This is a genomic window from Ruminococcus sp., assembly GCF_016287535.1.
GTDB lineage: Bacteria > Bacillota > Clostridia > Oscillospirales > Ruminococcaceae > Ruminococcus.
The window spans coordinates 31515-50895 of the sequence record NZ_JAEFAJ010000023.1 but is presented as its reverse complement, the minus strand read 5'-3'; the positions used below and the strand labels follow the sequence as shown (position 1 = coordinate 50895).

Genomic DNA, 19381 nt, shown 5'->3' with positions numbered 1-19381 from the left:
CATCAAGCTGATAAACGCCGTCATCGCAAGGGCATCCACGTATATCAAGTTCCATTTTTCCTCTTCGCTCAACCTTTACGCCCACTTTGTTCATCTTCCTGTTTGGACGTATGGACTTATTACCGACTGTGACCTTTTCAGGCTCTTCAAGTCTAAGCCTTGATATGTTCATTTTCGTTTTCATTACGCCCATCTGAACGTATACGAAATCGCTTCCGTCAGGCTCTCCAGATATTATTCCTTTGCGCTGAAGATCTACAACGTAGACCGTATCACCCCTGCGAAGCTTTCTAGGCAGAACATATCCCTCATTAGGGTCTTGCTTATTTACGGGATTTGCCGTATCGTACATCTTGTTGAAGCTTTGTTTCGTCTTTGCTTTCATACCCGAAACATTGGCACTGAAATCCTTCTTCTCCTTTTCCTTGCGCAGCTTGTCAAGCTCATCAAGAAGTTCGTTAGACTCTGCCTTTGTCTGCTCAATGATGGTCATAGCGCGAAGCCTTGCCTTTTCAAGTTCCTCAGCCTTAGCTGCTTCTAGTTCCTCGCGTTCCTTTCTGATAGACTCCTCATGCTCTGCGGTCTGTATACGCAAACGGGTTATTTCGTCCTTCTGCTTTTCAAGCTCAACACGGGCAGCCTCAAGTTTTCCAATAACCTCTTCGAGTCTCGTATTAGCCTCGCTGACGCGCATCTTTGCATCTTCTATGATATCAGAAGGCATACCAAGGCTCTCAGAAATAGCAAAAGCGTTTGACTTACCGGGTGAACCAACGATAAGCTTATAAGTTGGTCTCAAAGTCTCAATATCAAACTCACAGGAAGCATTCTCAACCCCGTCACTGTCAATTGCAAACACTTTCAATTCCTGATAATGAGTAGTCACCATCACATTTGCGCCGCTTTCCATAAGCCGACGTATAATGGATATTGCAAGAGCTGCTCCCTCTACCGGATCTGTTCCCGAGCCCAACTCGTCAAGAAGAACTAATGACTGTTCGTCGGCTGTTTTAAGTATCTCAATAACTTTATTCGTGTGTGAAGAGAATGTAGAAAGATTCTGCTCGATGCTTTGACTGTCACCGATATCTGCAAGAATATGATCATAAACGGATATTTTACTTCCATCGGCAACGGGAATAAGAAGTCCACACATAGTCATAGCCGCAAGAAGTCCCGCAGTTTTAAGTGTTACTGTCTTACCACCCGTATTCGGACCAGTTATGATGAGAGCCTGATAGTCCTCACCAAGACTAATTTCAACGGGAACAGCCTTATTTCTGTCGATAAGAGGATGACGAGCTTTTTTAAGATGCATTTTACCGTCATCGGTTATTTCAGGCAGCGAACATCTAAGTTTCGCAGCAAGGTTAGACTTTGCAAAATAAAGGTTAAGCTCCGTGCAGACCTTGTAGTTCTCTGCAAGAATATCCGCGTAGTCGCCGCAGTCACGACAGAGCTGATGAATTATACGCTCAATTTCCTCCTGTTCCTTTGCTTCAAGGAGGCGAATATCGTTATTGGCTTCAACTATCGCCATAGGCTCGATGAAAATAGTCTGACCAGTGGCGGAGGTGTCGTGAATAAGACCGCTGACCTGTCCGCGATACTCAGATTTTACTGGCAAAACGAAACGTCCGTCACGAATTGTGACATTGCTCTCCTGCAAGTATTGCTGAGTAGTCTTATTCTTTATCATTTTATCGAGAGTTTCGCGAAGCTGCATACCTGCACGATTTATCTTTCTGCGTATAGTCGCAAGCTCGGGACTTGCCGCGTCAGATATCTCATTTTCCGAGATTATTGAGCGTTCAAGCTTTTCCAGCAACCAGTCGTTAGGCTGAAGCCTTGAAAAAAGGTAACTTAACTCTGTTTCCACGTTCTCGCAGTGAGCATACCAATCCGCGAGAGCCTTTATCTGTTTGAGCATTGCTGCTATATCGAGGAGATCCCGTAGAGAAATGACTGCTCCGGACTTTGCTCTTGCAGCAACAGTACTAATGTCCTTGAAATTACTGAAAGGCGGTGTTCCAAACTGCACCGAAAGAGACAGAGCCTGCGAAGTTTTCAGACATTCATAGCGTACTCTTTCAAGGTCATTATCAGGACGTACCGCCAGTGCCATGCGGCGAGTTTCCTCATTGGAAGTGAGCTCCGCAAGCATTTCAAGTATTTTATCCAGTTCAAGTGTTTTCAAATATTTATCCATAATCTTCCTTCTAGCACAAGTAATTGGCAATAATTCAATAGCAATTAACCGAATATGGCATACTTTTATGCACAGACTGTGCCCATAAACAAATTATTTAATCGATTTGTAAAAATCCAGCGTTCCGAAATTGCGCTCCAGATGTGTGAGCATATAATTCTCTGCCAGTGCTGAAAGCTTTTCCAGTGTTGCTTCCGACACACGAAAGCCAAACAGCCTGTCAAAGTCACTGAGCACTATGTGCCTTACTGCAGTTAGTACAGGCAGTTTAATCTTCATATAGTTCTCTTCTATCTCGTTATCAAAACAGTCGGCACAATAAAAGCCACCGTCTCCGATACAGAAAAAAAGCTCCTCAGGCTCGTAAACTCCACAGTTACGGCAAGCCACTACATCAGGCATATATCCTATCTCTGACATGAGGCGGAACTCAAATAAAGCCTTGAGCTGCCTTTCCTCACGCTTACCGATTTCCAGAAAGTACAGGCAATTCAGCAACAGGCGCATGATGTCGCCGTTCTGAGCTTCTGGCTTTATGCAGAAGCGCACAACCTCCGCAAAGTAACTCGCCAAAGATATCTTGGAAAGTGAATCGCGAAGCCCGTAAAAAATATGTATCGGCTCTGCGCTGTTGAGATAGAGGTATTTTCCTCTCTTGTCTACGCAGAACCGTGAATATGCCAGAAGCTGAGTAGAGCTACTCGATTTTCCGTTAATTTTCCTTGCGCCTTTTACGGAAACCTCGATAACTCCGCTGTCTCTGGTCATTATATCAATAAATTTATCCTGTTCTCCCACAGGACGCTCTTTCAGGACTATGCCTTCAACAATTGTCATGGTTTTCATCCTTATTCGCCGAATACAGCAGATAATCCTCTATGCTACCACTTTCAGCGAACACACTCCATAAAAAATCCTCGTTCACAGCTCACCTCCGCAGATAAAATTCTATGGAATTATTATCCGCGAAAAAGCTATGAATATTTAAGGTAATTATTTCTCTGATAATCCGAAGCTGCGTATAAGATTCTCCCTGTTACGCCAGTCTTCCTTGACTTTGACCCAGCACTTGAGGTTAACCTTTATCTGAAAGAATTCCTCAAGCTCTATCCTTGCAGCAGTCGAAGCCTTTTTCAGCATTGCGCCGCCTTTTCCTATGATTATGCCCTTATGTGACTCCTTTTCGCAGTAGATAACAGCAGATATATCAAGTATATCCTTATCATCACGCTCACTCATCTTTTCAACACCCACAGCAATACCGTGGGGCACTTCGTCGCTCAGGAGTGTAAGTAGTTTTTCACGTATCATTTCAGCAGCAAGCACTTTTTCAGGCTGGTCGGTTATCATATCCTCAGGGAAAAAGTGCACAGACTCCTCCGCGAGAGCGATTATCTCATCGATGACTATATCCACACCACTGTTTTCAGTAATGCTGACGGGTACTAATGCCTGAAACTCAATCTTTGATGTCAACTCAGCGATAATGGGAGCAAGCTCATCCTTGTTTTTCAGCAAGTCTATTTTGTTGAGTACAAGTATGACAGGCATTTTTGAACTGTTCAAAGATTTTAGCAGCTCAAGCTCCTGTTGATTTATCTTTTTGGTGCAGTCCATTACAAAAACGACTGCGTCTATATCGCTAACTGACTCCTTTACGGTGTTCAGCATATGCTCACTGAGCTTGTTCACAGGCTTATGCAGTCCCGGAGTATCAAAAAATACCAGCTGAACATCATCAATATTGCGTATACCCGTTATACGGGTACGTGTGGTCTGGGGCTTATTGCTGACGGAGGCTATCTTCTCCCCGACGATAGCATTAAGAAGTGAGGATTTACCTGCATTTGTCCGTCCAGCAATGGTAACGAAGGCTGTTCTCGGCATCAGCTGTTTTCTCCGTTAACTACAAATGTTACATCTCTTGATATACCAAGTTTTTCGAGTACTGACTCTTCTTTTTCACGCATTATGCGCTGATCAAGCTGACTTGTTTCGTGATCGTAACCCAACAAGTGAAGCATTGAATGTACTGTGAGGAATCCTACTTCTCTCTCCAACGAATGTCCGTAATTCTGAGCCTGCTTTACAGCTGTTTCCAATGATATAACAACATCTCCCAACTGTACGGCACCTGTCTCGGGATTAACCTCAACTGCACCGTCCTCACTCGTTAGAGGGAATGAGAGAACGTCTGTAACAGCGTCCTTGTTTCTGTATATCTTGTTAAGATTCTTGATCTCATTATTGCTTACGAATGACACGCTAACCTCTGCATCCTTGCCGAAATTCTCAGTTGTAAGAACTGCCTGACAACATCTTCTTATTAGAAGCCTTATACCTACGGGAACCTTCACCTCTGTCTGATTATTCTTGACATATACCTTTAACTTAGCCATGATTATTTTTTCTCCCTTCATTATATTTTTCATAAGCCTTGATAATATCCTGTACAAGTCTATGTCTTACTACATCCTTCTCCGTGAAGCGATGTATTTCGATATCGTCTATCCCCCTCAGGACCTTGATAGCCTCCACAAGCCCTGATTTTTTTGTATCGGGGAGGTCTATCTGGGTGATATCACCTGTTATTACCATTCTGCTCTCGTTTCCGAGTCGTGTAAGAAACATTTTTATCTGCTCTGAAGTAGTGTTCTGAGCTTCATCGAGGATAATGAACGCTTCATCAAGAGTACGTCCGCGCATATAAGCTAGCGGAGCAACCTCGATTATCCCCTTTTCCATATATCGTGCAAAGCTCTCAGCTCCGAACATATCAAAAAGAGCATCATATAGCGGTCGAAGATAAGGATCCACCTTATCCTGAAGGTCACCGGGAAGGAAACCAAGCTTTTCACCTGCTTCCACAGCAGGACGGGTAAGGATGATCTTCTTTATCTTATGTTCACGGAACGCTTTTACTGCCATAGCAACGGCAAGGTAAGTCTTTCCCGTACCCGCAGGGCCTATACCGAGTACGATAGTATTGTTTCTGATAGCGTCAGTATATCTTTTCTGTCCGACCGTTCTCGGACGTAGTATCTTTCCTGACGCAGTCATACAGATGCCGTCACCGCCGAGTTCCTGAAGCTCCTCCTCGATACCGTCAGCTACCATAGAGGTCACATAGCGGACCGTTTGTTCGTTTACGGCATTACCTTTATTAGCAAAGCTCATAAGCGCGCGGAGAGCTTTTTCGGCTCCTGCGGTATCACCGTCTCCGATTATTTTTATGCCTCCGTCTCTGCTTACAACGGTGACATTGAAATCTTTCTGAAGTTTGCTGATATTCCCATCAAGCTGTCCGAAGAGGGCGGAAAGCTGCTCAGGGCTGTCAGCGGGTACGAATATTTCCGACATTAATCTTTTTCTCCAATCTTCTGTTCGGGGAAAGCTCCTGCTTGGGCAAGAGCGGCATTGGAATAGCGATGATCCGCTGAAACATCCCTCAGTACCCTAACATTTTTCGGGAAATCTATTGCCTGATCAGGCGAAGAAAGTTCAAGCTCCATAATTGCAAGCTTATCAGAAAACGGGTAAGTATCCAGTTCAAAAAGCTGTCCGTGATAATCAAAACAGTATCTCACCTTTTCCACAGGCGGACAGTCCTTACGGAACTCGCTTAGAAGCACTTTATACTCTTCACCGCTTATCTCGTACTCGTTCTCCTCCCTGGTCACGGGGCTCAGGAACAGTTTTTCCGTATAGGTATATTTCACATTTCCATTTTCATTCACAGATCTTACTCTTCGCTGAAGTCCGTTCTCTCCACTTTTGAGATAGGTTTGCACGATTCCTATCCTGCGTTTTACATTCAACTCTGATACGTCAGGAAATTCAACGAGAAATTTACGCTCAATCTCATAATTCTTTCCCATAAACACACTCCGAAAACGACGATTTTACGTTGATGTCTTTCAACGTTTTTATTATACAACTTTTTTTGAATAATGTCAACAAAATATTCGTAATATTCTGTCTAATATGCTAAATTTTACTCAGTGGACACATTTTTATCACATACAGCTTCCGATATCAACGTATATACGTGCAAAAGCAGAATGAACACCTGCTGTTTTTTATTAACACAGGATAAAAAAATGGTATTACCACTGCTGCCCATCTGCGGTATTACGACTGTAGTCAATTTTAAGTCTGATAAATCGGACGCTCTCATTTAAAATTGTATATGTCATATTTAAAACTCATAAATGATGTATTTTTTATATATAATCAAGTTTAAAAAGTCCACAAATGTCCTCAAACGAAAGACCAAAATGTTCAAAGTTTTCAACCATGCCGAATACTCTTATGAAGCCGAGTTATTGCAAAAGAAACTGCAACAAAAATTTTTGGACCAACAATTATATGTTTGTACAATATGCACTTTTCACGAAATTTCTGTTATTTTTTTGTCGAACCTCTTGAAAATTTTTCCGAGTTGCTGTATAATAATACCATACAAATTTTTAGGAGGTATATCCCATGTCAGTTAAAGTTGCTATTAATGGTTTCGGTCGTATCGGCCGTCTTGCATTCAGACAGATGTTTGATGCTCCAGGTTATGAGGTAGTTGCTATCAACGACCTTACAAAGCCTTCAATGCTCGCTCAGCTTCTCAAGTATGATACAGCTCAGGGTGGTTACTGCGGAAAGATCGGTGAGAATCTTCACTCTGTTTCAGCAGACGACGAGAAGGGCACAATCACAGTTGACGGCAAGACACTTACAATCTATGCAAAGGCTAACGCTGCAGAGCTCCCTTGGGGTGAAATCGGCGTAGACGTTGTTCTCGAGTGCACAGGTTTCTACTGCTCAAAGGACAAGTCTCAGGCTCATATCGACGCTGGTGCTAAGAAGGTTGTTATCTCAGCTCCTGCTGGTAACGATCTTCCTACAATCGTTTACAGCGTTAACGAGAAGACTCTCACAAAGGATGACAAGATTATCTCAGCTGCTTCTTGCACAACAAACTGCCTTGCTCCTATGGCTAAGGCTCTCAACGATTATGCTCCTATCCAGAGCGGTATCATGAGCACAATCCATGCTTACACAGGCGATCAGATGATCCTTGACGGTCCTCACAGAAAGGGTGACTTCAGAAGAGCAAGAGCTGGCGCTGCTAACATCGTTCCTAACAGCACAGGTGCTGCAAAGGCTATCGGCCTTGTTATCCCTGAGCTCAACGGCAAGCTCATCGGTTCTGCACAGAGAGTTCCTGTTCCTACAGGTTCTACAACAATCCTTACAGCTGTTGTTAAGGGTGCAAATGTAACTGTTGACGGAATCAATGCTGCTATGAAGGCTGCTGCTTCAGAGTCATTCGGCTACAATGAGGATCAGATCGTTTCTTCTGACGTTATCGGTATGAGATTCGGTTCACTCTTCGATGCTACACAGACAATGGTATGCAAGATCGCTGATGATCTCTTTGAGGTACAGGTAGTTTCCTGGTACGACAACGAGAATTCTTACACATCACAGATGGTAAGAACAATCAAGTACTTTGCAGAGCTCGGCTAATAGCTGATATAAATGCAATAATCAAGGGCGTTCATACGAACGCCCTTTTTGTATCCTGTCACGATTGACATTTCCACGCTCAGACAGTATAATTAAAGTAAATCATATTTTTGCTACGCAAAATTACGATTTAGTTTAAAGCTGAGAATTGAGAGTTGACAGTTGTGGTGTATCGCCTGCGGCGATATAATTTAAAAAATATGAGCGCAGCGAACTAATTAACTCTTAACTTTCCACTCTCAATTCTCAACTAAATCCAAATTTAGCAAAGCTAAATTTGGATTTATATATTGGGGGATTTTATATGCTGAACAAATGGAACAAGGCTGCTGCGGATATGAAAAAACTCGCGGACAGCTACAACACTGAAAAAACTCTTCCACCTGTGCCTATACACAAGGAAATACTGATCCGTGCATTAAAGCTTCTCGGAGAACACTCTCCCGAAGCGGAAAAGCTCATACGTCCCTACCTTGGAATAATATTCCCCTACACCTACCGCGCTGACGACAAGGGTGACCGGGAAAACGGCGCAGGCAGGCATTATTACTGCGGCTGCAGCACAGGCGGCATACGTAAAAAGCCTGTGAGCGGCTACCTCAGGAACGGCAAGGATCTCTTCGCCAAAAGCGCACGTACCATGTTCGAGGAAGACTACACCATGGCACTGACCATGTACCAAAGCGGCTTCCAAAAGCAGGGAGCGGTATATCTCGCCCGTGCAGTACATATGCTGTCGGATATGTGCTGCCTGCCCCATGCCGCAAAAATGACGTACTTCTCCTCAAAACGGAATGTCCACATACAGTATGAGGAACTCGCCCGCGCCATGTATCCCGAATTCATACCGGAGCAGCATATAAAGTCAGGTCAGCTCCGGCGTTTTGCTTACCGCGGCAGCTTTTCCTCGGCTCTCAACAGAAATGCGGAGCTGATCTGCAAGGAAGTACCGCAGATACTCACTTCCCCTGAAAAGGAGATAAAGCACCGGTTATATGATACCGAAGCCGCAGTTGCAGCGCTGCTTTACCGCTTCTACCGCGATACGCTCGTTACTCCCCTGCGCGGACATTATATAGCAGACGGCATGACCTGCCGGCCGTTTTCTGATCTTCCTGCTCTTGAAGTCAGAGTGAAAGACCGCGGGATAACCTTTGAACTTGACGGAATCCCCGTAAATACCCGCTTTGGCAGTATATTCAGAGCCGCTCACCGAAGGAACGGTCTTTTCTCGCTATCTCCAGCCGGCAGCTCAGAAGGTCTTGTATTATCAAAGGGCAGACAAAGCCTTGTCAGCTTCGATCCGCGTGATCCGGAGCAGCTTTTCAGTATTATATAAAAAAATTCCCGCGACTGCCACAGTCACGGGAATTTTTCGTCACGGAATTATTACTAAAATGGCATAATTTTTTTAATTTGAAGAATTCTTTGCGTATATAGCAAGAGCCTGTGAAGCGTCAACAGCATTTACTTCGCCGTCGCCGTTTATGTCGCCCTTATGGCGGCATACGACCTGCTCTGAAGTCGTGATGTCAGACCCTGTGCTAACAACTGAATAATATGAGAGGATATTGCTTGCGTCGATAGCGTCGATATAACCGTCACCGTTGACGTCGCCCTTCTCTATGCTCTCACTTACGATCGCAGTATAGCACTGCGGCTCAAAATCCTGTATCTTGCAGTCGGTAAAGCTGATAACGTACTGAAGGAAAAGCGCTCCGTCAACCGTATTTATCCTTCCGTCCTTGTTGAAATCGCCGTACTGAGCTATGCGCTCGCTTATCTGATCTGTGATGCCAAGATTTATGACATCTGTTACCTTCTCCATGGAATGGATAAGATAGTACCTGAACAGAAACGCAACATCAAGGGCGTCTATGTAACCGTCATCATTGAAATCGTAGCGTTCATAAGAAGTCTCCGTAATCGGAGCGTTCTTTTCAGCTGCGACAGAAGCCGCCGGCATCATGCACAGCAACAATGCCGCTGATAATAAAGCAGATATAACCTTTCTCATAATCATTCCTCCTAAGATCTTCTCTAATATACATCTCTAAAAAAGCGTTACCCAATTCCTCTGTTTTTATAATACCCCATTTCACATTACAAATTCTACTATATTTTATGAACGAAATAATAAAATTTTGAGCAAGCTGTACAAGGAGAATGATATTAAACTATCGGTATAGTGCTTTTTCGCATTTTTTGGTTATTGAAAAAATATATTCTCAGGACAAAAAAACTGTTGACTATTTTGCGATTATAGTTTATTATATTATTGTATGACTTTTGACATATCATAAGTTCAGCTTATCCCGCTCCTCAAAAAAGGAAATCAGGGATATCAGGGAGTTGTTTCCTATCAATAAGCATATTCTGAAGCGCAATATCCTTTGTACTGTCACAGGCGGCATTCTGACAGCAGCCGCGGCGGCAGCAGCGCTGATATTCTCGGAAGCAAAAGTAAACAAATCAGAATATCCGGTTTTCGGCGTTGATGTCTCAAATTATCAGGGAGATATAAACTGGGATGAGCTTGAAGCTCAGAATGTCTCCTTCGCTTTCATAAAAGCTACTGAGGGAAGCGGTCACACCGACGAGTCTGTACGCCGCAATCTCGACCGTGCAGCCTCAACAGGGATAAAGGTATCGGCATACCACTTTTTCAGCTTTGACAGCGCAGGCGAAACTCAGGCTGACAATTTCATCGCTGCTGTAGGCAGGGACGAGATAGATATGCCGCCTGTGGTCGATATCGAGTATTACGGCGACAAGCGCAGAAACAAGCCTTCACGTGAGGAAACCAAAAAGATACTTCGTCCCCTGCTGGAAAGACTTGAGGAATTCTACGGCGTAAAGCCCGTGATATATACCACTCTCCCCGTCTACTACAGGTACGTGCATGACAGCTTCGGCGAATATCCGCTGTGGATAAGGAGCGTGACCGTCGAGCCCGACCTTATAGACTGGAAGTTCTGGCAGTACAGCGACAAGGGGATCCTCAGAGGCTATGACGGCGATGAGGAACACATCGACCTGAACGTATACAACGGCTCGGCTGAGGACTTTGAAAAAGAGTTCGGAGAGCCGTAAAAAAAGCGGATATATCCGTGTTTTCAGAAAGAAAGGCAATAAATTGAGACCATTTTTATTAAAAGCACCCGTAAAGGATTATATATGGGGCGGAACAAAGCTCCGTGAACTCTTCGGCAAGGAAAGTGACACAGAACGTCTCGCCGAGAGCTGGGAGCTCAGCTGCCACCCTGACGGCGAATCCGTCATTGCAAGCGGAGATTCAGAGGGAATGAAGCTCAGTGAATTCGCAGCTCTGCACCCCGAAGCAGTGGGAAGCAGCTTCAGAAAGGGCAGCAGCTTCCCTGTACTGGTGAAGCTCATAGACGCAAGGGACGACCTGTCGGTACAGGTACACCCCAATGACGAATACGCCCATAAGTACGAAAATGACAACGGCAAGACCGAGATGTGGTATATCATATCGGCAGAACCCGGCGCAGAGCTGGTATACGGCTTCAAAGAAGAGCTCACAAAGGAGGAGTTTCGCCGTGCCGTGGAGGAAAATACCCTCATGGACAAGGTAAACCGCGTCCCCGTAAAGCAGGGCGACGTTTTCTTCATAGAACCGGGAACTCTCCACGCTATCGGCAAGGGAATAATCATAGCCGAGATACAGCAGAGCTCCAACGTCACATACCGTGTTTACGACTACGGCAGACTGGGCGCTGACGGAAAGCCGAGACAGCTCCATGTGGAGAAAGCCCTTGAGGTAACGAACACAAAGCCTGCCGACCACCGCAGACCTGTCTATGGACTTGAGCTTGACGGAGTAGTCACTCAGCTCCTTGCGGACTGCGACTACTTTATAGTAAACCGCCACAGGATAATCAAGGAAGCAGAATTCTTGGCAGACAGCAGTTCCTTCGCTCATATCCTTATGATAGGCGGAAGCGGCGGGGAACTCGTCGCAGACAATTACAAACTGCCGCTCAGAATGGGCACAAGCGTTTTTGTTCCGGCAGGAACAGGCGCATACGCTATAAAAGGAAATTGTGATGTGATAATCACAACTATTCCATAAGGAGGATATAAAAATGAAATATTACGTAGGGATCGACCTGGGCGGTACAAATATCGTTGCAGGCGTAGTTGATGAGGAATACAACATCATCGCAAAGGCAAGCACCAAGACCAACTGTCCCCGCCCCGAAAAAGAGATCGCGGACGATATGGCGAGAATGGCTGTTGAAGCTGTAAAGAACGCAAAACTTACAATGGACCAGATCGAATGGATAGGCGTAGGTACTCCCGGTATCGCAAACAGTGAAAAGGGCATTATCGAATACTCCAACAATCTCGGCTTCAAAAACACGCCTATGGTGAAGTACATACAGGAGACTATCGACAAGCCCGTATTTATTGAGAACGACGCAAACGCAGCCGCATACGGCGAGTTCGTAGCAGGTGCTGCAAAGGGAGCAAGAAACGCTGTATGCATTACTCTCGGAACAGGCGTAGGCGGCGGCATAATAATCGACGGAAAGATATATTCAGGCTCCAACTTCGCAGGCGCTGAGATAGGACATACCGTCATCGAGGTAGACGGAGCACAGTGCTCCTGCGGCAGAAAGGGCTGCTTCGAGGCTTACTCCTCTGCAACAGGACTTATCCGCATGACAAGGGAAGCTATCGCAGAGCACCCCGACTCTGTAATGGCAAAGTCAGAAAAGGAAAAGGGCAAGATAACTGCACGCACCTCCTTTGACTGCATGAGAGCCGGCGACAAGTACGCAAAGGCTGTAGTTGACAAGTACATCAAGTACCTCGCAGCAGGTATCACAAATACCATCAATATCTTCCAGCCCGACGTGCTTTGTATCGGCGGCGGCGTATGCAACGAGGGCGATCCTCTTCTCCTGCCCATGAAGGAGCTTGTTGCTAAGGAAGTATATACCCGCAACTCAGAAAAGAATACCGATATCGTCATCGCCAAGCTCGGCAACGACGCAGGTATCATAGGTGCAGCCTTCCTCGGCAAAGCTAAGTAATTTAAGCTTATTGTATGGAACGCCGTCCTCGGCTTTCCATATAGGGGGGATATTATCCGCCCGCTGAATACAATATAAAAGCCGCAGCATTTTCCGTGCTGCGGCTTTTTGTTGACACATCATTTTTTTTGATGTATAATTTTAGTAACATATTCTGGCAGGAGCTGAAAAAAGGAGGGCGGTAAAAATGCAGGAGCTTAACGGTAACAATGAGTTCAGCGACACTGCGCCGGAGACTGCGGACAACAGTGAAGTTACATCTTTTTCCGAACAGCAGAAAAGGCATAAGGAAGCAGAAGCAAGGGTAGATGAAATATTTGCCAGCGCAAGGGCTCAGAGAAAACCAGTCCGCAAAAAAAGGAGCTTCACGTCCTCTGAAGAGACCTTTTCCGCTCCGCTGCCGTCCAAAAACGATTATACTTATAATAAAGAAGAAAGCTTCGCCAATACAGGCACTCAGGAAACTGCCGCTCCCGGTAAATACCTCTCCTCAGATGAATATCTCATGTCTTCTGAATTTCTAAGTCAGAAATTCAGCTATGACGAGGCGCAGAAAAAGGTCGATGCGATATTTGCAAGCGCAAGATCCCAGAGGAAGCCTCGCAAAAGTATGGGAGACAGCATACTCTCAAGAGAGATACTGCCTTATCCCAAAACAGATGAAAAGCAATACAATTCAGCATCAGACGGGATATTTGCCGGCACAAGACCATTAAGCAAAGCTGAGAACAGCTCTTTATCCGGCGAAACTCAGGACAACTTCAGCGAGGCTGCTGAAAAAGCCGCAGAGATATTTGCCCGCGCAGGCACTGAGGAAAAAGCCGCAGGAAAAAGCGCACTGTCATCGTTAGTCACTGAACTCGTTATACTTGAAATCATTTCACTTATCATATTCATTTTCAGTCTTGTAAACGACCTGCCGGGAGTTCTTTCCCTCTTTGCCGTGTTCATGCCGGTTATTGCCGGAATAGGCTACAGAGTGCTCGGCAGACAGCTTTCACTGCAGGAAGCTGTGTCAAAATGCAGACCGCATATTATTTTATCCTGTCTGTTCTTTGTGTGCGCTCTGCTCTCAGTCTGAACACTGACCTGCACAGTTATTTTGTCAGCAAAAAGCCCGAGAGCGTTACATCAACAGCTTCCGGGCTTTTGTGATCTGAAATTGTAATCCGGCAGGATTATCATAACGTACCTGCCGCCCTTATTTAGCCATATTACGGTACTGGTTCGGCGTTACTCCCACTGTTGCAAGGAACTGTCTGAGGAAGTACTTGCTGTCTACATAGCCGCACTGCTCCGCGATCTCAGCCATGCTCAGAGTAGTTACCATGAGGCAGTAGGTCGCTTTTGCCATACGCGCGTTTATGCAGTCCTTATGTATGCTGACGCCGAAGCACTTCTTGTATACCTCACGCAGATGTCCGGCGCTGTATGGATAAAGCTTCTGGAGCTTTTCCGACTCAAAGCTGTCCTGGGGATTGCTGTAGATATAGTTTCTTATACTCAGCATATCCTCATAGTGGGGACGCATACGCATTTCCATCTGATCGCACTGTCTCTGCGCAAGCAGCTCAGAACAGATACCTATCATCTTCGTATATGATTTTTCCGTACATTTTACAGCCGCAAGCACGAATGAATCCAGTCCGTACTGCTCTATATATACGTTATGCTGCAGCATTATGGAATTGAGCCTGTTTTCGAGGAGCTCCTCCTCAACATCGCCCTGTATAATGCAGGCAAAGGTGTTATCGTTGACTCTGCCGCAGACATCGCTGCTTCCGCAGAACTGCTTCACAGCCTCCGCGGCGTCCATTATAGCCGGTATCTTGCCGTTGAGTTCATAGAAGCCCGCATTTGAGATGCCTATTCTAAGCATGACGAGCGTGCTGTCATTCTTTGAGATGTCGATAGTATGGTAAGCCTTTCTCATGCCTGTCTCATTATACATACCGGTAAGGGTATCCCGCAGGTCTGAAAGGTTCTGGCACTGAGTAAGATACTGGATATCATTCTTCATTCTCAGGAACTCAAGTCCGTTGGATACGGATTTCAGCCAGTTCCTGTAAATATCGTCATAGGTATCCGGATCGTGATACTTCAGCACAAGATAACCGAAAAGCCTGTCATTGAAGAAGAGCGGATTGAAATAGTATACCGCCGGCTCATAATTTCTTGCAAGAAGGGCAGAAAAGTTGTATTTCTGCATATCGAACGGGGTATTATCGTCCCACTTAACCATGCTCTGGCACGAGAGAATATCGCTCAGTTCAGCGTCCGTATCGTACCAGTTCTTGTAAAGGCAGAGATAGAAGCTCTGGATCCCCCTTACCTGCCAGTGGAAAGTTCCGCATATTTCCGTGAACTCGTTCAGAGTACGGCACTCCGTGAGTTTCTGGTCGAGAGGATTGAAAAGGTTCCAGTTATCGTAATCCTTTTTTGCTCTGGCGCTTTTCAGCTCCTCAGTATAAAGTATGCGGTCAACTCCGCAGGTACAGCTCGTACCGCAGATGATCTCGCCCTGAGGCGGCGCAAACAGGAACTCTCTCTCCTTTATGCTGCTGTAGACCATATTTGCCGCGTCCTCGCCTATAGTCTCACGGTTTCTCTTATAAGTAGTAAGAAGCGGCGTATGCATGAATCTGTCACCTACATATTCATAGCCTACCACCGTAACGTCCTCCGGGACTTTTATACCGAGCTCATCGAACTTATCTATCAGTCCGTATGCCATATAGTCATTTGCGCAGACTATCGCCTGAGGCAGCTTCAGCTCTCCGCTGTGATAGCGCTCCGCGAGCTCCTCACCGGAGTTCATCCAGTAATTTCCGTAGTGTACACGTTTCTCATCGTACTCTATGCCGTGCTTTTCAAGTGACTTCCTGTATCCGCTGACGCGGAGATTTGAAGCCTCGATAAAGTCGTAACCAGTGATTATGTCGATCTCCCTGAATCCGTGCTTTTCCACCAGATGATCCGTAAGGTCCATAATATCGTTCTCGTCGCTGGTATTTATGAACATACAATGCGGGAAATTGAGTTCGGCTACATGAGTTCCCACAATAACTGTAGGTATAGTCTTCTTTGAAAGCAGATCAGCGATCAGCTTTTTAAGTTCCTCGCTCACGAACGATTCGGATATAACGATAAGACCGTCAAGCTCATCGGAGAGTATGAGGTCATATATCCTGTTTTCGCAGAAAAGCTCCTTTTCTCTGACATTAGGGTTATAGTTGTTGGAAAAAACAATGGTATCCACTCCAACGCACTGAGCGAACCTTGCAATCCCCTTTATGATCTGACGCTGCTCGATACTGTTCGCCTCTGCAGTAACAACGCCGAGGATCATTCGTTTTTTTCTTACCAAAATACCCACTCCTCGGTATATTTATCTATATTTTTGGTCAGATAGCTTTAATAACTTACAATAATTATACATTATTTATTAAGAATTGTCAATGAAGTTTTCTGCATTTTTTCCACCATAAGGGTATTTTTGTGGGTTGAAAGAAAAATCATTGTTATATTAAACAATCGATAATGTCGCTTTTTGTATAAAACGACTGTTTTGCACACCCCATGCAACAAACCATCCCATCGCGGACACATATGTTATGAATTCGAATTCAAAGGAGGAATCCGCATGAATGACCTGTCAAACGATGTCAGACTTGCAGGCAAAGGCGATACCGAAGCATTTGCCCGGCTGTACGGCACCGTATACGAGGATCTTTATCATATCGCCCTGAACAGCCTGCGAAGTACCCACGACGCAGCTGACGCAGTGAGCGATACGATACTTGACGCTTTTCGCTACATAAAAAAGCTTCGCAGCCCGGACAAATTCCGGAGCTGGATAATGACGATCCTTGCAGCAAAGATAAAACGAAAGCAGCGTACATATTTTGAACCGTCAGAAGAACTGAACGAGAATACTCAGCTTTCCGACAGCTTCAGCTACGAATCGGTAGAACTCCGCGAGGCTATGGAAAAGCTGGACGAAGAATCCCGTCTGCTGCTGTCAATGTCCGTGCTCGGAGGATATACCAGCGACGAGATATCATCACTGTGCGGTATAAATTCCGCAACAGTGCGTTCAAAGCTTTCAAGGATAAAGCATAAGCTGCGGCTTGAGCTCACCCCCGAAATATGATCCATGAAAGGAGAATGTTTATGACAAACGATGAAAAGCTCAGAGAGCAGATGAAATCCGCTCCTGTTCCCGAAAGGTTAAAACCTGAGAATATAAAGATAATGCTCGATAATGAAATAGCAAAGAAAAAGAGAAGCCGTATCTCCATGGCAGGCCGTATCACAGCAGCAGCTGCCGCCTGCACAGTTATAGGAGGCACTGCGGTCTATACACTGAACAACAGGGGAACAGACATAAAAACTTCGGTGCCCGTTAAAAAGGGCGATGTGACCACTACAGCTCCCGCGACCGATAAGCCGGAAAGCAAGGTGCTTACAAGCTACATGAGCGGTGCTTCCGACTACGAACAGATCTATACAATGTTTAATAAGGCTGCAAAAAAAGCCCAAAAGGAACAGAAGAAATACTACTATACCAATGATATAATGGAGGAAGCAGTGGCAGATGCGACCGTTGCCGCCGGAGCTTTCGATGAAGAAGATACGAACCTCAGCGGCAGAATCAAAGGTATCAACGGCTATGACAGTGAGCTGCACGAAACTCCTGTAATAACCGAGGATACGACAGAACCAGGTCCGGAACCCGAAACCGTCCCTCCTGAGGATACTACCGATGCTCCCGAAGAACCGGTAAAGGAAGAGGACCCCGAACACTCCGAGACCTACTATCAGGAACAGGACGTTCTCGAAGCCGATATCGTAAAAACAGACGGAAAGCATATATACTACCTTGCAAACGACAGGGACGAGGATTATAAAACCGTCCCCGTTCTGCGCACAGCAGACGTCAAGGACGGAAAATTCACAGGCAGCTCTGTACTGGATATCTGTGAGTCCGTTGATATGCAGAACAGCGGCTATAACATCAGAGCTGTTGATATGTATGTCTACAATGATATGATAGCTGTCATATGCAGCAATAATCAATACGGCCTCTACTACAGCGACGACTATGACGAGATCGGGTATAATGTCCAGAACACCTTTGTAGCCTTCTATACCACAGGCGACGAGCCTCAGCTGATAGATGTATACAAACAGGACGGCTGTTACAGCGACGTAAGGATATCTCCTGACGGATATATGCTACTCACCTCAACATACAACACCACTGTTTTCGACCGTATCAAGGACAGTGATGATACAAGGCACTATATCCCCTACTGCGGATTTGCCGAAAGCTATGATATCATACCTCCGGAGGATATACTCCTTCCCGCCGGCGGCTTCGGAAGCACTGACAGGCTCTCATATACTGTCATAGGCAGCATTGACCTGAATGCTGAGGGAGCTCCTGCCGAAAAGGATATCAAGACTCTCGCCGGCTACACCGGAAGCATATACTGCTCGGCTGATAACCTCTACACAGCCGATTGGAGCGAGGATTACCGCACGGATATCACCCGTATCTCCATAAATGGCGGAGATATCGTTCCAATGGCAGGCACTACCATCAACGGAGAGGTCAAGGATCAGTTTTCAATGAGCGAGTATGACGGTTACTTCCGCGTTGCCGCTACATATACAGAAGTAAAAAAGACCTTCCACAGCTACGACGATGATGACAGCAATTTCATAAAGGAATTCTGGGACTATCTAACAGACGAAGAAAGAAAAGGCTATTATACCTATGAGGATATCAGGACTGATACCCGTGTTTACGTCCTTGATATGGATCTGAACACAATAGGAAGCGTAGACGGTCTCGGTGTCGGCGAGCAACTGAAATCAGCGAGCTTCAGCGGAAATATGGCTTATGTGGTCACATTCCGCCAGACCGATCCTCTCTATGCGGTCGACCTGAGCGATCCTGCAAACCCTGTTGTGCTTGACGAGTTCAAGATAAACGGTTTCAGTACCTATATGCAGCAGTGGAGCGACGGCCTGCTCCTCGGCTTCGGTCAGGACGCCGACGAGAACGGCAGGATAACAGGCATAAGGATGACTATGTTCGATAACTCCGATCCGAACAACCTGAAGGCGGAAGCTGTATATACATGGAACAATTCTCCCAGCAATTATAACTATGGAAACAATTCGGAATGGTCGGAAGAATATTATAATTCACCTGCTGTATACGAGAGAAAAAGCCTGCTCATAGCTCCCGGAAAGAACCTTATCGGCGTTCCGGTAGAATACAGCAGATATGCGTTTTCTGACTGGGGCAAGATGGCTGAGTATACCGAAAGGTCACAGTATGTATTCTTCAGCTACGAAAACGGTGAATTCGTACTCAAGGGCGATATCACCAATATACTGAACGAGAGCAATGAGTATGCCTTTTACACCGAGCCCTTCAACCGTGCTGTATATATAGGCGATTATGTCTATGCTCTCTCTTCAAAGAAATTCGTTGCGGCTGATATAAACACTATCGGTATCACCGACGAGCTTGATTTCTGATACAAAAAGCCGGAGCGGTACATAACTGCTG

At 45.5% G+C, this 19381-nt stretch carries 16 protein-coding genes; 8 read left to right on the top strand and 8 right to left on the bottom strand.

Annotation, left to right across the window (positions count from 1 at the left end; translation table 11 throughout):
* The 6 genes from QZZ36_RS09340 to QZZ36_RS09315 form a co-directional block, all read right to left on the bottom strand.
* Positions 1-2209 (bottom strand): endonuclease MutS2 (locus QZZ36_RS09340; protein WP_295080493.1); only part of this gene is annotated, 2209 nt, incomplete at its 3' end.
* A 93-nt stretch (positions 2210-2302) separates the two neighbouring features.
* The gene (recO, locus tag QZZ36_RS09335) at positions 2303-3046 is read right to left on the bottom strand and encodes a DNA repair protein RecO (RefSeq protein ID WP_295080490.1); all 744 of its coding nucleotides are present in this window, start codon (positions 3044-3046) and stop codon (positions 2303-2305) included.
* Positions 3047-3202: 156 nt separating this feature from the next.
* Positions 3203-4096: a GTPase Era gene (era, locus tag QZZ36_RS09330; protein WP_295080487.1), complete on the bottom strand. Its 894-nt coding sequence runs from the start codon at positions 4094-4096 to the stop codon at positions 3203-3205.
* Entirely contained in the window at positions 4096-4608 is a 513-nt protein-coding gene (gene ybeY, locus QZZ36_RS09325) for an rRNA maturation RNase YbeY (protein ID WP_295080484.1), read from the bottom strand. Before ybeY ends, era begins: the two co-directional genes overlap by 1 nt.
* Positions 4601-5569 (bottom strand): PhoH family protein, encoded by a 969-nt coding sequence (locus QZZ36_RS09320; RefSeq protein ID WP_295080481.1) that lies wholly within the window; start codon positions 5567-5569, stop codon positions 4601-4603. The genes ybeY and QZZ36_RS09320 overlap by 8 nt, the downstream gene beginning before the upstream one ends.
* Positions 5569-6087, bottom strand: a complete 519-nt coding sequence (locus QZZ36_RS09315; protein ID WP_295080477.1) for a CYTH domain-containing protein — start codon at positions 6085-6087, stop codon at positions 5569-5571. The genes QZZ36_RS09320 and QZZ36_RS09315 overlap by 1 nt, the downstream gene beginning before the upstream one ends.
* Before the next feature lie 607 nt (positions 6088-6694).
* On the opposite strand from QZZ36_RS09315, the gene gap reads away from it, so the two are divergent.
* A complete protein-coding gene (gene gap, locus QZZ36_RS09310) occupies positions 6695-7732 on the top strand; it encodes a type I glyceraldehyde-3-phosphate dehydrogenase (RefSeq protein ID WP_295080472.1) in 1038 nt (345 codons plus the stop codon).
* 304 nt (positions 7733-8036) lie between these two features.
* Positions 8037-9071, top strand: a complete 1035-nt coding sequence (locus tag QZZ36_RS09305; RefSeq protein ID WP_295080468.1) for a hypothetical protein — start codon at positions 8037-8039, stop codon at positions 9069-9071.
* A gap of 72 nt (positions 9072-9143) precedes the next feature.
* Here the strand turns inward: QZZ36_RS09305 and QZZ36_RS09300 are convergent, their stop codons facing one another.
* Positions 9144-9749: a dockerin type I domain-containing protein gene (locus QZZ36_RS09300; protein ID WP_295080465.1), complete on the bottom strand. Its 606-nt coding sequence runs from the start codon at positions 9747-9749 to the stop codon at positions 9144-9146.
* 335 nt (positions 9750-10084) lie between these two features.
* On the opposite strand from QZZ36_RS09300, the gene QZZ36_RS09295 reads away from it, so the two are divergent.
* From QZZ36_RS09295 to QZZ36_RS09280, 4 genes are all read left to right on the top strand, one after another.
* Positions 10085-10825, top strand: coding sequence for a GH25 family lysozyme (locus tag QZZ36_RS09295; RefSeq protein WP_295080462.1), 741 nt, complete (start codon positions 10085-10087; stop codon positions 10823-10825).
* A complete protein-coding gene (locus QZZ36_RS09290) occupies positions 10800-11828 on the top strand; it encodes a type I phosphomannose isomerase catalytic subunit (protein WP_365686149.1) in 1029 nt (342 codons plus the stop codon). Before QZZ36_RS09295 ends, QZZ36_RS09290 begins: the two co-directional genes overlap by 26 nt.
* A gap of 13 nt (positions 11829-11841) precedes the next feature.
* A complete protein-coding gene (locus tag QZZ36_RS09285; protein ID WP_295080458.1) occupies positions 11842-12795 on the top strand; it encodes an ROK family glucokinase in 954 nt (317 codons plus the stop codon).
* Positions 12796-12982: 187 nt separating this feature from the next.
* Positions 12983-13876 carry a hypothetical protein gene (locus QZZ36_RS09280; protein ID WP_295080455.1) on the top strand — a complete coding sequence of 298 codons (894 nt, stop codon included), beginning with the start codon at positions 12983-12985 and terminating at the stop codon, positions 13874-13876.
* A 120-nt stretch (positions 13877-13996) separates the two neighbouring features.
* Here QZZ36_RS09280 and QZZ36_RS09275 read toward each other — a convergent pair whose 3' ends face one another.
* A complete protein-coding gene (locus QZZ36_RS09275) occupies positions 13997-16171 on the bottom strand; it encodes a substrate-binding domain-containing protein (RefSeq protein WP_295080452.1) in 2175 nt (724 codons plus the stop codon).
* Between the two features lie 267 nt (positions 16172-16438).
* Between QZZ36_RS09275 and QZZ36_RS09270 the strand changes: the two genes are divergently transcribed.
* Both QZZ36_RS09270 and QZZ36_RS09265 read left to right on the top strand, forming a co-directional pair.
* Entirely contained in the window at positions 16439-16948 is a 510-nt protein-coding gene (locus tag QZZ36_RS09270) for a sigma-70 family RNA polymerase sigma factor (protein WP_295080448.1), read from the top strand.
* A 20-nt stretch (positions 16949-16968) separates the two neighbouring features.
* A complete protein-coding gene (locus QZZ36_RS09265) occupies positions 16969-19350 on the top strand; it encodes a beta-propeller domain-containing protein (protein ID WP_295080443.1) in 2382 nt (793 codons plus the stop codon).
* The last annotated feature ends 31 nt before the right edge of the window (positions 19351-19381 follow it).

Coding starts and splice junctions, on each gene's coding strand:
- recO (WP_295080490.1), bottom strand. CDS start 3,046: ATGACAATTGTTGAAGGCATAGTCCTGAAAGAGCGTCCTGTGGGAGAA.
- era (WP_295080487.1), bottom strand. CDS start 4,096: ATGCCGAGAACAGCCTTCGTTACCATTGCTGGACGGACAAATGCAGGT.
- ybeY (WP_295080484.1), bottom strand. CDS start 4,608: ATGGCTAAGTTAAAGGTATATGTCAAGAATAATCAGACAGAGGTGAAG.
- QZZ36_RS09320 (WP_295080481.1), bottom strand. CDS start 5,569: ATGTCGGAAATATTCGTACCCGCTGACAGCCCTGAGCAGCTTTCCGCC.
- QZZ36_RS09315 (WP_295080477.1), bottom strand. CDS start 6,087: ATGGGAAAGAATTATGAGATTGAGCGTAAATTTCTCGTTGAATTTCCT.
- gap (WP_295080472.1), top strand. CDS start 6,695: ATGTCAGTTAAAGTTGCTATTAATGGTTTCGGTCGTATCGGCCGTCTT.
- QZZ36_RS09305 (WP_295080468.1), top strand. CDS start 8,037: ATGCTGAACAAATGGAACAAGGCTGCTGCGGATATGAAAAAACTCGCG.
- QZZ36_RS09300 (WP_295080465.1), bottom strand. CDS start 9,749: ATGAGAAAGGTTATATCTGCTTTATTATCAGCGGCATTGTTGCTGTGC.
- QZZ36_RS09285 (WP_295080458.1), top strand. CDS start 11,842: ATGAAATATTACGTAGGGATCGACCTGGGCGGTACAAATATCGTTGCA.
- QZZ36_RS09280 (WP_295080455.1), top strand. CDS start 12,983: ATGCAGGAGCTTAACGGTAACAATGAGTTCAGCGACACTGCGCCGGAG.
- QZZ36_RS09270 (WP_295080448.1), top strand. CDS start 16,439: ATGAATGACCTGTCAAACGATGTCAGACTTGCAGGCAAAGGCGATACC.
- QZZ36_RS09265 (WP_295080443.1), top strand. CDS start 16,969: ATGACAAACGATGAAAAGCTCAGAGAGCAGATGAAATCCGCTCCTGTT.